This window comes from Massilia sp. IC2-278 (assembly GCF_020708045.1).
Classification (GTDB): domain Bacteria; phylum Pseudomonadota; class Gammaproteobacteria; order Burkholderiales; family Burkholderiaceae_D; genus Telluria.
This window is the reverse complement of the sequence record NZ_JAJFES010000007.1, coordinates 1-12,502: the sequence shown is the minus strand read 5'-3', so window position 1 is coordinate 12,502 and position 12,502 is coordinate 1. Positions and strand designations below refer to the sequence as shown.

General features: G+C 66.1%; 14 protein-coding genes. 7 read left to right on the top strand and 7 right to left on the bottom strand.

Annotated elements, in window-relative coordinates; genetic code table 11:
• Nucleotides 1–17 precede the first annotated feature (17 nt).
• Nucleotides 18–731, top strand: coding sequence for a YggS family pyridoxal phosphate-dependent enzyme (locus LK540_RS14795; protein WP_229438068.1), 714 nt, complete (start codon nt 18–20; stop codon nt 729–731).
• Complete coding sequence (gene proC, locus LK540_RS14790; protein WP_229438067.1) at nt 728–1,543, top strand: pyrroline-5-carboxylate reductase; 816 nt, start codon at nt 728–730, stop codon at nt 1,541–1,543. The genes LK540_RS14795 and proC overlap by 4 nt, the downstream gene beginning before the upstream one ends.
• Before the next feature lie 63 nt (nt 1,544–1,606).
• Here the strand turns inward: proC and LK540_RS14785 are convergent, their stop codons facing one another.
• From LK540_RS14785 to LK540_RS14765, 5 genes are all read right to left on the bottom strand, one after another.
• Nucleotides 1,607–1,957 carry a YqjK family protein gene (locus LK540_RS14785; protein ID WP_229438066.1) on the bottom strand — a complete coding sequence of 117 codons (351 nt, stop codon included), beginning with the start codon at nt 1,955–1,957 and terminating at the stop codon, nt 1,607–1,609.
• Nucleotides 1,947–2,327 carry a phage holin family protein gene (locus tag LK540_RS14780; protein ID WP_229438065.1) on the bottom strand — a complete coding sequence of 127 codons (381 nt, stop codon included), beginning with the start codon at nt 2,325–2,327 and terminating at the stop codon, nt 1,947–1,949. The genes LK540_RS14785 and LK540_RS14780 overlap by 11 nt, the downstream gene beginning before the upstream one ends.
• Complete coding sequence (locus LK540_RS14775) at nt 2,327–2,641, bottom strand: YqjD family protein (RefSeq protein ID WP_229438064.1); 315 nt, start codon at nt 2,639–2,641, stop codon at nt 2,327–2,329. Before LK540_RS14775 ends, LK540_RS14780 begins: the two co-directional genes overlap by 1 nt.
• 73 nt (nt 2,642–2,714) lie before the next feature.
• Nucleotides 2,715–3,569: a 4-hydroxybenzoate octaprenyltransferase gene (gene ubiA, locus LK540_RS14770; protein ID WP_229438063.1), complete on the bottom strand. Its 855-nt coding sequence runs from the start codon at nt 3,567–3,569 to the stop codon at nt 2,715–2,717.
• Between the two features lie 232 nt (nt 3,570–3,801).
• Nucleotides 3,802–4,743, bottom strand: coding sequence for a hydrogen peroxide-inducible genes activator (locus LK540_RS14765; RefSeq protein ID WP_229438062.1), 942 nt, complete (start codon nt 4,741–4,743; stop codon nt 3,802–3,804).
• Nucleotides 4,744–4,902: 159 nt separating this feature from the next.
• On the opposite strand from LK540_RS14765, the gene LK540_RS14760 reads away from it, so the two are divergent.
• The 4 genes from LK540_RS14760 to LK540_RS14745 all read left to right on the top strand — a co-directional run bounded on the left by LK540_RS14760 (nt 4,903) and on the right by LK540_RS14745 (nt 7,815).
• Nucleotides 4,903–6,090: a PilT/PilU family type 4a pilus ATPase gene (locus LK540_RS14760; RefSeq protein ID WP_267498800.1), complete on the top strand. Its 1,188-nt coding sequence runs from the start codon at nt 4,903–4,905 to the stop codon at nt 6,088–6,090.
• Nucleotides 6,091–6,099: 9 nt separating this feature from the next.
• Nucleotides 6,100–6,576 carry an adenylyltransferase/cytidyltransferase family protein gene (locus LK540_RS14755; RefSeq protein ID WP_229438061.1) on the top strand — a complete coding sequence of 159 codons (477 nt, stop codon included), beginning with the start codon at nt 6,100–6,102 and terminating at the stop codon, nt 6,574–6,576.
• A gap of 3 nt (nt 6,577–6,579) precedes the next feature.
• Nucleotides 6,580–6,978, top strand: coding sequence for a hypothetical protein (locus tag LK540_RS14750; protein ID WP_229438060.1), 399 nt, complete (start codon nt 6,580–6,582; stop codon nt 6,976–6,978).
• An 87-nt stretch (nt 6,979–7,065) separates the two neighbouring features.
• Nucleotides 7,066–7,815, top strand: a complete 750-nt coding sequence (locus LK540_RS14745) for an alpha/beta hydrolase (RefSeq protein WP_229438059.1) — start codon at nt 7,066–7,068, stop codon at nt 7,813–7,815.
• Here the strand turns inward: LK540_RS14745 and LK540_RS14740 are convergent.
• Nucleotides 7,812–9,896 (bottom strand): ATP-binding protein, encoded by a 2,085-nt coding sequence (locus LK540_RS14740; protein ID WP_229438058.1) that lies wholly within the window; start codon nt 9,894–9,896, stop codon nt 7,812–7,814. The two genes, LK540_RS14745 and LK540_RS14740, sit on opposite strands and share 4 nt — an antisense overlap.
• A 2-nt stretch (nt 9,897–9,898) precedes the next feature.
• Nucleotides 9,899–11,113 carry an ABC transporter substrate-binding protein gene (locus tag LK540_RS14735; RefSeq protein ID WP_229438057.1) on the bottom strand — a complete coding sequence of 405 codons (1,215 nt, stop codon included), beginning with the start codon at nt 11,111–11,113 and terminating at the stop codon, nt 9,899–9,901.
• A 150-nt stretch (nt 11,114–11,263) separates the two neighbouring features.
• Between LK540_RS14735 and LK540_RS14730 the strand changes: the two genes are divergently transcribed.
• Entirely contained in the window at nt 11,264–12,289 is a 1,026-nt protein-coding gene (locus LK540_RS14730) for a chemotaxis protein CheB (protein ID WP_229438056.1), read from the top strand.
• The last annotated feature ends 213 nt before the right edge of the window (nt 12,290–12,502 follow it).

The window sequence follows — 12,502 nt, the reverse complement described above, 5'->3', positions numbered from 1 at the left end:
TGCCCAGAGAAAAGATTATGGTCACAATCGCCGATAACTTGCAAGCTGTCGAAGCGACAATCGCCGCCGCCGTCAAGGACGCCAACCGGGCCCGTTCCATGGTCCAGCTGCTGGCTGTCTCGAAGACGTTTCCGGCGGAAGCGGTGCTCGAAGCGATGGCAGCCGGACAACGCGCATTCGGCGAAAACTATCTGCAGGAAGGCGTGGAAAAAATCGCCGCCGTGGCGCGCGCGCAACCGGATACGCCTGTAGAGTGGCATTTCATCGGCCCGATCCAGAGCAACAAGACAAGACCGATCGCCACCAGTTTCAGCTGGGTGCACACGGTGGACCGCCTGAAGATCGCGCAGCGGCTGTCTGAGCAGCGCCCGCCGGAGCTGGGGCCATTGAACATCTGCCTGCAGGTAAACATCAGCGGCGAAGCCACCAAGAGCGGTGCCACGCCGGACGAATTGCCGGAACTCGCGCGCCAGGCCGCGGCCCTGCCGAACCTGCGCCTGCGCGGGCTGATGGCGATCCCGGAACCGCAAACCGACCCGGCCCTGCAGCGCGCAGCCTTTGCCAGGCTGCGCAAGCTCGGCGAAGCCTTGCGCGCGGATGGCGTACCGGTCGACACGCTGTCGATGGGCATGTCGGGCGACATGGCGGCGGCGATCCTGGAAGGCGCGACCATCGTACGCGTCGGCAGCGCCATTTTTGGCACACGTACTTATCACAAGGATTCGGAATGAAGATCGCTTTCATCGGCGGCGGGAACATGGCCACGGCACTGGTCGCCGGGCTGGTCAAGGAACTGGGCGCCGGCGCGCAGGTGCACGTGGTCGATCCGAATGCGCAGGCGCTGGAAAAGCTGGCGTCGCAGTTCGGCGCGACTACCGCCACGTCGATCGACGATGCCGTCGGCGCCTGCGACGTGGTCGTGCTGGCGGTGAAGCCGCAGCAGATGCGCGACGTGGCGGCGGCGCTGGCGCCGCAGCTGGGCAGGGAGCCGCTGGTGCTGTCGATCGCGGCGGGCATCCGCAGCGTGGACCTGTCGCGCTGGCTGGGCGGCTATGGCGCCATCGTGCGCACCATGCCGAACACGCCGGCGCTGATCGGCATGGGCATCACTGGCATGGTGGCCACGCCCGGCGTGAACGAGGCCCAGCGCGCCGCGGCCGACAGCGTGATGCGCGCGGTCGGCCAGACCGTGTGGCTGGACGACGAAGCGCTGATCGATCCGGTGACGGCGGTGTCCGGCAGCGGGCCGGCCTACGTGTTCTACTTCCTGGAAGCGATGCAGGCGGCGGCCGTGGAGATGGGACTGAATGCGGAGCAGGGCAAGGCGCTGGCGCTGGCCACGTTTGCCGGGGCGGCGGAGCTGGCGGCGCAGTCAAATGAGTCGCTGGACGTGCTGCGCCAGCGCGTGACCTCGAAAGGAGGCACGACGCATGCGGCCATTACCAGCATGGAAGCGGCGGGGGTGAAGCCGGCGATCATGGCGGCCATGCAGGCCGCAGCGGCGCGCGGGCGTGAATTAGGGGATGAGTTGGGGGCGGATTAATCCGCCGTTTCGAGATGCGGGCGTTGTAGGGTGGGTACTCGTACCCACCTGCCTGAACGCCTGTTAAAACCGGTTGCCGAACCGCTCGCGAATGATCGGCATCACCTGCGGCATCACCCGCTGCACCACCGGCATTACACGCGGCAGCACATTCTGCACGATCTTCCACGCCGATACGCCGGTCGCCGCCAGCGCCAGCACCGGCTTCGGCCGCGCGATCAGCATCCCGAGCGCGACGCCGCCGCCGGCCAGCAGTACCTTGCGGTTGGCCATCAGCGACTGCCCGACGCCGCCCAGCCGTTCGACCGGCGCCTTCAGCAGATTCAGCTCGTAGGCGATACCCTCGCGCTGCTGCGCGCATTCGGCAATCAAATGCGCACGGCGCACCGCCAGTGGCGTCTTTTCACTGTTCATGCGCCGCTCCCGTGCCCTTGATGAAGGCGATGTCCTTGTTCAGTTCCGCCAGCGTGGCCGCCATCATCGGTGGACGCGCAGCAAACGCCGCACGCACCCGTGCCAGGATCAACACCGCCGCCAGGGCGAACAGGCCGGCCATGCCGCCGATCGCCAGCAGGCGGTGGGTATCCCAGAACAGCACGATCACGAACAGCGCCACGAGCATGAAGGCGCCGGCGCCCAGGAAAGCCGCGAACAGGGTCCAGGCCGCAAAGCCCAGCACGCGCTGCGCTTCTTCCTGCGCCTCGACAGCCGCCAGTGCCAGGCGCGTGCGCACCATCGCCAGCAGCGTGGCGCCGATCCGGCCCAGCGTCTCGGTGACCGCCATCAACGGCGGTTGATCAGCAGGCCCAGGATGACGCCGGCGACGGCGCCGATGCCCACGGCTTTCCAGGGATTGTCCTTGACGTAGGTGTCGGTCGCTTTCGCAGCCGCTTTCGATTTCTCGACGACTTCCAGGTTGGCCAGGCCTTCCTTGGCGCTGGTCAGCGCACCCTCGAACTTGGCCTTGGCCGCTTCGAGCTGTTCACCGGTCAGCGAGCCGCCGTGGCGCAGCCAGGCTTCCGCGTCCAGGATCACGGTCTTCAGGTCGGCCAGGAGCTGGTCGCGGGCGCCGGTCTGGGTCGGGATTTTTTCCATCATGTTTTAGCCTCGTAATAGGGAGTGATTGGCCGCTGCCTTGCCGGCAGAACGGAGATTTGTATTTCGGACAATATTATCCTAATGCATAGTCTAACGCGACACCGGCAAAAAGGGCCGCACCCAACCAATTGTTGTGGCGGAAGGCGGCGAAGCAGCGCATGCGGTCGCGGTTGCGGATCAGGGTGTAGTGGTACAGCGCCATGCCGGCCGCCACCGCCACGCCGCCGACGAACCACCAGCGCAGGCCCAGCAGCCAGCCGCAGACCAGGTCGATCGACAGGGCCACGCCATAGCACAGCATGACGGCGGCCACGTCGTAGCGCCCAAAAGTAATGGCCGAGGTGCGCATGCCGATCTTCAAATCGTCGTCGCGGTCGACCATCGCGTATTCGGTGTCGTAGGCCACGGCCCAGAACACGTTCGCCGCCAGCAGCCACCAGGCCACCGCCGGCACCTGGCCCTGGATGGCGGCGAATGCCATCGGGATGCCGAAGCCGAAGGCGATGCCGAGGTAGGCCTGGGGAATGGCGAAGAAACGCTTGAAGTAGGGGTAGGTGCCGGCCACGATCACGGCCACCACGGACAGCTGCTTGGTCAGCGTGTTCAGCGGCAGGATCAGCAGGAAGGAGACGATGGCCAGCACGGCGGCGACCATCACCGCTTCCCAGGCCTTGATGCGGCCGCTGGTGACCGGGCGGTCGACGGTGCGCTTGACGTGGCGGTCGAAGTCGCGGTCGGCATAGTCGTTGATGGCGCAGCCGGCCGAGCGCATCAGGGCGGTGCCGAGGACGAAGATCAGGACCACATGCCAGGGCGGCGTGCCGCCGGCCGCCATCCATAGCGCCCAGAGGGTGGGCCAGAGCAGGAGAAGAATACCGATCGGCTTGTCGGCGCGGACCAGCCGAAAATAAAGCGCCAGCTTATTCATGGAAATCGCGGTCTTGTTGTGTACAAGACCGCGATTTTAACGGGTTTGGAACGGAACACGGCTGGCACTGTTCCGCGCGGCTTGCCGGAGGGGGTAGGGTGGACACCCGTGTCCACGCGGTCTCACCGGTTGAACAGACGAGGCATGAGACTCGACATGCAACCGTTGCACCGCGTGGACACGGGTGCCTAGCGCGGCCCGGCCCACCCTACAACGGCAGGCCCATCAATGGTCAAGCCGCCTTGTCGAGCGCCAGCATATCCACCCCCGGCAAGTCGCACTCCGCCACCGCATTCACGATCGCATCGATCGCCGCCCGCCGCGTAAAACTCTTGCGCCACACGATCACCACGCGCCGCGATGGCGCCGGCTTTGAAAACGGCACGAACGTCAGCATGCCGTTCGGGTCTTCCATGTCGCGCACCGAGGCGCGCGGCAGTACCGTCAATCCAATCCCGCTGGCCACCATATGGCGGATCGTTTCCAGCGACGAACCCTCGAAGGTGCGCTGCATGCCGTTCCCTGGCGACGAGAAGCGCGCCATTTCCGGGCAGACTTCCAGCACCTGGTCGCGGAAGCAGTGGCCGCTGCCCAGCAGCAGCATGGTCTCGGCCTTCAGGTCGTCGGCCGCGATTTCCTTGCGCTTTGCCCAGGGGTGGGTGCGCGGCATGGCAACCACAAACGGTTCGTCGTACAGGGTTTGCATCTGCATGCCATGGTCGGGCAGGGGCAGGGCCATGATGGCGGCGTCGAGCTCGCCCTGGCGCAGCAGTTCCAGCAGCTTGACCGTGAAGTTCTCCTGCAGCACGAGCGGCATCTGCGGTACGTTGTCGATCAGGTTCTTCACCAGCGGCGGCAGCAGGTAGGGTCCGATGGTGTAGATCACGCCCAGGCGCAGCGGGCCGGCCAGCGGGTCCTTGTTCTGCTTGGCCAGCTCCTTGATCGCCGCGGTCTGCTCGAGCACGCGCTCGGCCTGGGCCACGATCTGGGCGCCGACCGGCGTGACCGAAACCTCGGACCCGCCGCGTTCGAACAGCGTGACGCCTAGCTCGTCCTCGAGCTTCTTGATGGCGACCGACAGGGTGGGTTGCGCCACGAAACAGGATTCGGCGGCGTGCCCGAAGTGTTTGGCGCGGGCGACGGCGACGATGTATTTCAGCTCGGTAAGTGTCATGGGCGTATGGTAGTCGAATTGCAGGTCTGCAATGAATATCCTGCCAAAGTGGCGAAGTCAGCCACAGAAAGTGTATTTTACCGGTAATCTTAGTCGATATAATTGTCGGGCGGGTGGATATCGTATTTACGCTTTCTCGCCCAGATCTGAAAGGCAAGCATGACCAATCCCTTCGGCCCGGCGGAAGCCCAGGCCTATATCCACAAGCTGCTCACTGTCATGTTCCAGCAGGGCGGCTCCGATCTCTTCATTTCCGCCGACTTCCCGCCCAGCATGAAGCACCAGGGCAGCATGAAGCCGATGAGCCAGCAGCGCTTGTCGAGCGAAGTCACGCGCGCACTGGCCCTGTCGCTGATGAACGAGCGCCAGCGCGCCGAGTTCGAGGCCGAGATGGAGTGCAACTTCGCGATCTCGCTGCCTGGCGTCTGCCGCTTCCGCGTCAACGTGTTCGTGCAACAGCAGAGCGTGGGCATGGTCGTGCGCACCATTGCCTCGGAAATCCCGAACTTCGAGAAGCTGGAACTGCCCGAGGTGCTGAAGGACGTCGTGATGACCAAGCGCGGCCTGGTGCTGGTGGTCGGCGGCACCGGTTCCGGCAAGTCGACCACGCTGGCGGCGATGATCGACTACCGCAACAGCAATTCGGCCGGCCACATCATCACGGTGGAAGACCCGGTCGAGTACGTCCACAAGAACAAGAGCTGCCTGGTGACGCACCGCGAAGTCGGCGTCGACACCCATTCCTGGCACAACGCCCTGAAGAACACGCTGCGCCAGGCGCCGGACGTGATTTTGATCGGCGAAATCCGCGACACCGAGACCATGGAGCACGCGATCGCGTTTGCCGAAACCGGCCACCTGTGCCTGGGCACGCTGCACGCGAACAACGCCAACCAGACCATGGACCGGATTATCAACTTCTTCCCGGAAGAGCGGCGCAACCAGCTGCTGATGGACCTCTCGGCCAATCTGCGCGCCATCGTCTCGCAGCGCCTGGTGCGCACCGAGGACGGCAAGGGCCGCAAGGCCGCCATCGAAATCCTGCTGAACACCCCGACCATCAGCGAGATGATCCTGAAGGGGAACTTCCACAGCATCAAGGAGATCATGCAGAAGTCGCGCGAACTCGGCATGTGCACCTTCGACCAGGCGCTGTACGAGCTCTACAACAAGGGCTACATCAGCTACGACGAAGCGCTGCGCAATGCCGATTCGGCCAACGGCCTGCGCCTGCAGATCAAGCTCTCGGGTGACCGCCGCGAGCCGGGCGAAGAAGGCGGCGCCAAGTCGCCGACGCTGTCGATGGCGCTCGAAGAAGAACCCGAAGACCCTGCAAATCCAACCTGACTGACCCGTATGCCGAATTTTGAAAACAAGATCTGCTCGCGCGCCGAGCTCAAGGCGCGCGTGGCCGCGCTGCCGAAACCCGTGGTGCTGACCAACGGCGTCTTCGACATCCTGCACCGCGGGCACGTGACCTACCTGGCGCAGGCGCGCGAGCTGGGCGCCTCGCTGGTGGTGGCCGCGAATACCGATGCCTCGGTCAAGCGCCTGGGCAAGGGCGACGACCGCCCGCTGAATACCCTGAACGACCGGCTGGCGGTATTGGCCGCGCTGGAATCGGTGAGCCTGGTGGTGGAGTTCGACGAAGACACGGCGCTGGAAACGGTGCTGGAAGCGCGTCCGGACATCTATGCCAAGGGCGGAGACTACGTGATGAGCGCGATTCCGGAAGGGCAGGCCGTGCTGGCCTATGGCGGGCAGGCGGTGGCGATCGATTTCGAGCATGACCGGTCGACGACCAAGCTGCTGACCAAGGTCAGGGAGGGCTAGACGATGCAGGGCAAACAGCACGATCCGCGCTTCGAAACGCTATTGGCCTTCCTGGCGAAGGTGCCTGGCATTACGCCCGGCATCGGGTGCGACATCGATCCCGATGGGCAGTGGTGGGTGAAGTTCGGCATCGATATCGCGCATCCCCTGGCCTGGCATGTCGTCCAGGAATTCGGCCACGTACTGAATTACCTGTCGCTCAACGAGCCGCTGCCGAGCCGCTTCATGCCTGTATCGGCGCCACCCTACATGAATGGCGGGCCGGCAGATTTCCTGGCCTGGGTCATCGAGAATACCCATCCGGCATTCACGCCTGCGCTGGCGGCCGAGTGGCTGGAGGGCAGGTTGCCACAGCCGGTCGACGATCTGTCGCAGTGGGTGACCGATCATGACGACGATTGAGCAGCCTGGCCGGTTGAAACGCCTGCCGGCCCCGCGCCCCGGGCGCGGCGCAGGCCCAGGCATCCATGGAAGCGCCGCATGCAAAGAATGGTCGGACTCCTCCTACTGATTGCCCTCGGCGCGTACGGCGCCGCCTGCCTCGCGCTGTATTGGATGCAGGCTTCCTTCATCTATTATCCGCCCGCTACGCCGATGTTCCCGGCGCCACGTACCGCGACACTGGCGGTGCCCGGCGCCGAGGTGAAGGTGTCGGAACGGCCCCGGCCCGGGAACCGCGCCGTGATGTACTTCGGCGGCAATGCCGAGGATGTAACGATGAGCCTGCCCTTGCTGGACGAGGCCTTTCCCCGGCACGCACTGTACCTGCTGCACTACCGCGGCTATCTGGGCAGCACGGGCAAGCCGAGCGAAAAGGCGAATGTGGCGGATGCGCTGGCGCTGTTCGACCGGATAGTGGCCGAGCACGGCGAGGTAACGCTGATCGGGCGCAGCCTGGGCAGCGGTATCGCGGTGCAGGTGGCGAGCCGGCGCCCGGTGAAAAAACTTATTCTGGTAACGCCCTACGACAGCCTGCAGGAGATCGCCGCCGCGCATTTCCCGTATTTTCCGGTGCGCTGGTTACTCCGCGACAAGTACGAATCCTGGCGCTACGCACCGCGCGTGACGGCGCCGACCCTGCTGCTGGCGGCCGAACACGACGAGATCATCCCGGCGAGCAGTACGCGGCAATTGCTGGCACGCTTCCCACGTGGCGTGGCGACCATGACCGTGATCGGCGGGGCAGGGCACAACACGATTTCCGAGATGCCAGCCTATATTTCCGCGCTCAAGGATTAACAGCGGGGGCTGTTTGCATTTGCCACGCGTGCGATGGTGTCGACCAGCAGGTCTGGCGGCACCGGTTTCACCAGGTGGGCGTCGAAGCCGGCTTCGCGCGACAGGCGGCGGTCCTGTTCCTGGCCGTAGCCGCTCACCGCCACCAGCGCGCAGCCGGCGCAGTTCGGCAATTGCTGCAGGGCGCCGGCCAGTTCGTGCCCGCTCATGTCGGGCAGGCCGATGTCGAGCAGGATGATGTCGAATCGTCCCTTTCCGGCCCGCGCCAGCGCTCTCTGCGCCGAATGCTCGACCGTCACCTTGTGCCCGGCTGTTTCCAGCAACATGCCCAGGGTCTGCGCGGCGTCGACGTTGTCGTCGACCACCAGGATGCGCAGGGGGCCGAGGGAGGCCGGAGCGGCGGCGGCGGCCGGCGCGGTCAGCGCGCTCTCGGACGCCGCCAGCAGCGGCAGGCGCACCGTGAAGGTGCTGCCCTGGCCCTGGCCCGCGCTGTGCGCTTCGACCGCGCCGCCATGCAGCTCGACCAGCTTCTGGACCAATGCCAGCCCCAGCCCGAGCCCGCCCTGGGCGCGGTCCGGCGTGCGCTCGGCCTGGGTGAACAGATCGAACACCACCGGCAGCAGGTCGGCGCCGATGCCGATGCCGTTGTCGCGCACCCGCAAGACCGCCATGCCGTCCTGGCGCGCCAGGGACACGTGCAGCACCCCGCCGTCGGGCGTGTACTTGGCCGCGTTGTTGAGCAGGTTGGCCGCCACCTGGACCAGGCGGGTGCGGTCGCCGCACACAGGGAGTGCTTCGGGCGCGATTTCCAGCACTAGGCTGTGCTTGCGCGCGTCGATCACGGGCTTGATCTGCTCGGCCGCTTCGCGCAGCACGGCGCCCAGTTCCACCGTGGTCTGGTTGATGGTGACCAGGCCGCGCGTGACGCGCGACACGTCCAGCAGATCGTCGACCAGGTGCGTCATGTGCGCGACCTGGCGGCTGATGACGCCGCTGACATCCTTGATGCGCGGGACGTCGGCGAACAGCACGCGCAGCAGCTGGGCGGCGCTGCTGATCGGCGCCAGCGGGTTGCGCAGCTCGTGGGCCAGCATGGCCAGGAACTCGTCCTTGCGCTGGTGCTCGCGTTCCAGGCGCGCCTGTTGCCGGTGCAGGCCGTCGAGCATGCGGTTGATCGAGCGCGCCAGGGTGATGGTTTCGCTGCTGCCGGCCAGTTCGGCGCGCGCCGCGCCGATGCCTTCTTCGCCGAGCTTGCCGGCAAACTGTTCGAGCTGGCGCAGGTCCTGGGTCAGGCCGAGCGAGAGGCGCGAGCCGAGCAGGAACACGATGACGGCAAACGCCAGCGTCATGCCGCCGATCAGGCCGTACTGCGTCCACGGCGTTTCCAGCGGCTGGCCGACGTCGGACACGTCGATCTTCATCATCAGCCCGAGGTGCCGGAATGCCTCCGGCGCCGGCACCGGCACTTCGCCCGCATGGGTGCCGGGCTGCGCCTCCCAGGCCAGCACCGACGAGGCGATCGGGCGCAGGTCCTGCAGGCGGATCTTGTAGACCAGCGCGCCTTCGGGCGTGTTCGTGCGCGAATAGCGCAACAGGTTGACGCCGACCAGTTCCGGGCCGCCGGGGCGGTCGAAAATGGCCGCGCTTTCTTCGCCGGCGTCGATGCGCGTGCGCAGCCAGGCCAGCTGCTCGCTATCGAAACGCTCGAAGCCGTTCCCCGCGATCGGCTTGCCTTCGAAATCGGTGAACAGCACCTGCACCGGAATGCCGTTGATCTGGCGCAGGCTGTTCAGGAAGGGCGCCAGGTAGGTTTCGCGCCCCGCGCTGTCGACCAGGCCGGTGGCCAGGATCGGGCTGTCGGCCACGTCCTTCATGCGCGAAGCCAGCGTGGCCAGCGTGTTGCCGACGGTGCGCGCGTTGAACGCGGTTTCGCGCTGTTGCAGCAGCTCCACCGCGGCGGCATGCTGGCGGTTCACCAGCCACAGCGACGCGGCCGCCACCAGCAGCACGGCCACGGCGGTCAGGATCGCCGATGCAATCGCAAAGCGCCGCGTGAGGCTGCCGGCCTGGAGCGTGGTCCACATGGTCAATCGCTTGTCGGCACCAGCACGCCGTCTTTCCGGTAGCGCGCCATCAGGAGTTCGCGTTCGCCCAGCGCTTCATGGCGCGTGGGCGAGAAGGGCGGGGCGTAGTGCTTGATCAGGCCGCGGTAGTCGCGCACTTTTTCCAGCGCGTCGCGCACGGCCTTGCGGTCGGTGGTGCCGGCCAGGTCGATCGCCCTGGCCAGGATGTGCATCATGTCGTAGGCATGGGCCACGCCCACCGGCCCGTCGATGTCCTCGATGCGGCGGATTTTCGATACCGTCGCCAGGGCGCTCATGAAGCGCGCCAGCGGCTTCTTGTCGGCATTAAAAAAGGAAAAGGTCTGGATCACGGAAAAGTCCACCTGGTGCAGGGCCGGGCCGGCCTGGCGGGTGAATTCGCCGCCGGTCACGCCCCAGTGGCTGAGGATGGGCATGCGCTCGGCCGGCGGCAGGGCGGCCACTTCGCGCACCAGCACCGCCGCCTCGTCGTCGTTCGCCACCAGCACGATGGCCTGGGCGCCGGCAGCGCGCAGCGCCTTGTAGCGCGCCACCAGGGTCTGGTCGCGCCAGTTGTACCAGGCGGTCTGGACGATGCGGATGTCCTTGTTCGAATCGACGAACTTCTCGGCCGCCGCCAGGTTGCTGCGGCCCCAGGACGTGTTCGTCAGCAGCAGGCCGACCTTGCGCAGGCCACGCTTGCGCGCCGTGGCCAGCAGCTTGGGCATGGCCAGGCTGTCGCGCAGCGACAGGCGGTACACGTAATTCGGGCGCATGCCGTTGTCGACGATCATGTCGGCCGACGACCAGGCCGCCATGAACAGGGTCTTGGTTGCCTTCAGGGTCGGCAATTCCTCGATGACCACCGGGCTGAAGCGTCCGCCGAACACGGCGATCAGGTCCGGCGTGCGCGCGAATTCCTCGATGTTGCGGATGCCGCGTGCGGGAATCGAGCGGTGGTCCCTGGTCACGAGTTCCAGCGGCCGGCCGCCGAGCACGCCGCCGGCGCGGTTGATCTCGCCGATGGCGGTGCGCAGGCCCAGTTCCACGGCCTGGGCCGAGGTGCTGTTGTCGAGGCCGAACTCGGCGTCGAGGCCAATGCGTACCGGCGCCGGCGCAGCCTGTGCGAGCAGGCACGACGCCAGCCATGCCACCAGCATCGCGCGGATCAGTATGGCAAAGGAGGAACTGCTGGGGCGCGCGGCAAACGGGATCGGCATAGTGGTCAGGGGAAAATGGTCCGATATTGTAAACGGTAAATATCCGGCGCTCCGTACTGCTGGGTTCCAGGCCTGCAGGGCGGGGTCAGGCCTGCGTCCTGCCGCCCCGACTTGCCCTACACTGGGTGTACATCGTAAAGGGAGACCGACATGGACGCGCTGTTGAACCAGGAGCGACGCCACATCGTCGTCATCGGCGCCTCGGCCGGCGGCATCGACGCGCTGCGCACGCTGTTCGCCCGGCTGCCGGCCGGTTTATCCATCAGTTACTTCGTCGTCCTGCATCTGTCCCCGCAATACCCGAGCCAGCTGAACCGTATCCTGCAGGCGACGACGCCGATGCCGGTCGCCTTCGCTACCGACCGCCAGCTCATCCTCCCCGACACGGTGTCCATCGCACCGCCCGACCGCCACCTGATGCTGGAACGGGAATGTATCCGCATCACCCGCGGTCCAAGGGAATGCCGCTCGCGGCCCGCGGCCGACGTGCTGTTCCGCTCGGCGGCGCTGGCGTTCGGGCAGCGCGTGATCGGCGTCGTGCTGACCGGCAGCCTGGACGACGGCACCGCGGGGCTATGGCAGATCAAGGACCGGAACGGCCTGGCGCTGGTGCAGGACCCGGAAGAAGCCCAGCACCGGTCGATGCCCGACAGCGCCATCGAGCATGTGGATGTCGATTTCGTGGGCACGATCGACGCATTGGCGGCAAGGATTGCGCAGGCGGCGGGCGAAGCGCTGCCGCAGCCGCCGGAAGCGGAAGAGCCACCGCGGCAGGGCGCCGAGATCGAGAACGCGATTGCGCGTGGGGAGAAGGGCATGGAGGCCGGCATCATGGCGATCGGCACAGCGTCGGCCTATACCTGCCCCGAGTGCGGGGGCGGCCTGGCGCAGATCGAGGAAGGGCGCGTCGTGCGTTTCCGCTGCCACACCGGGCACGCCTATTCCTTCCAGTCGCTGCTCAGCGACGTCAACACGTCGGTCGACCAGCGCTTGTGGTCGACGGTCAGGGCGATCGAGGAGCGCATCCTGATCCTCGGGCAGCTGGCCGACCTGGCCGAAAAGAACGGCAACCCCGACGAAGCCGCGCGCCTGCGCGCCAAGGCCAGCCTGGCCGACCGCAAGTGCCAGCCGCTGCGCGAACTCGTGCTCGATACCGATTTCTTCGCGTCGGATTGACAAGCCGGGGTCAGGTTGAGAGGGTCCGGGATTCATGGACATCCAAATAGTGGACAATATGTCCCTGGAGGATTTACATGACAAATAAGCAGTTGCCATCGAAGCGGGAGATCGTTCCCGCTTCATCGGACTCGACACCTAAACAGCGGGCCACCTTTTCCGACGAGTTCAAGCGCCAGGCCGTAGCACGGTTACGCTCTGGCGAGCAAAGCG

What these genes read in the sequence shown, in the direction of transcription:
- LK540_RS14775 (WP_229438064.1), bottom strand. Translation starts at nt 2,641, where the DNA reads ATGATGGAAAAAATCCCGACCCAGACCGGCGCCCGCGACCAGCTCCTG.
- LK540_RS14780 (WP_229438065.1), bottom strand. Translation starts at nt 2,327, where the DNA reads ATGGCGGTCACCGAGACGCTGGGCCGGATCGGCGCCACGCTGCTGGCG.
- proC (WP_229438067.1), top strand. Translation starts at nt 728, where the DNA reads ATGAAGATCGCTTTCATCGGCGGCGGGAACATGGCCACGGCACTGGTC.
- LK540_RS14745 (WP_229438059.1), top strand. Translation starts at nt 7,066, where the DNA reads ATGGTCGGACTCCTCCTACTGATTGCCCTCGGCGCGTACGGCGCCGCC.
- LK540_RS14760 (WP_267498800.1), top strand. Translation starts at nt 4,903, where the DNA reads ATGACCAATCCCTTCGGCCCGGCGGAAGCCCAGGCCTATATCCACAAG.
- LK540_RS14740 (WP_229438058.1), bottom strand. Translation starts at nt 9,896, where the DNA reads ATGTGGACCACGCTCCAGGCCGGCAGCCTCACGCGGCGCTTTGCGATT.
- LK540_RS14730 (WP_229438056.1), top strand. Translation starts at nt 11,264, where the DNA reads ATGGACGCGCTGTTGAACCAGGAGCGACGCCACATCGTCGTCATCGGC.
- LK540_RS14755 (WP_229438061.1), top strand. Translation starts at nt 6,100, where the DNA reads ATGCCGAATTTTGAAAACAAGATCTGCTCGCGCGCCGAGCTCAAGGCG.
- LK540_RS14750 (WP_229438060.1), top strand. Translation starts at nt 6,580, where the DNA reads ATGCAGGGCAAACAGCACGATCCGCGCTTCGAAACGCTATTGGCCTTC.
- LK540_RS14735 (WP_229438057.1), bottom strand. Translation starts at nt 11,113, where the DNA reads ATGCCGATCCCGTTTGCCGCGCGCCCCAGCAGTTCCTCCTTTGCCATA.
- LK540_RS14795 (WP_229438068.1), top strand. Translation starts at nt 18, where the DNA reads ATGGTCACAATCGCCGATAACTTGCAAGCTGTCGAAGCGACAATCGCC.
- ubiA (WP_229438063.1), bottom strand. Translation starts at nt 3,569, where the DNA reads ATGAATAAGCTGGCGCTTTATTTTCGGCTGGTCCGCGCCGACAAGCCG.
- LK540_RS14765 (WP_229438062.1), bottom strand. Translation starts at nt 4,743, where the DNA reads ATGACACTTACCGAGCTGAAATACATCGTCGCCGTCGCCCGCGCCAAA.
- LK540_RS14785 (WP_229438066.1), bottom strand. Translation starts at nt 1,957, where the DNA reads ATGAACAGTGAAAAGACGCCACTGGCGGTGCGCCGTGCGCATTTGATT.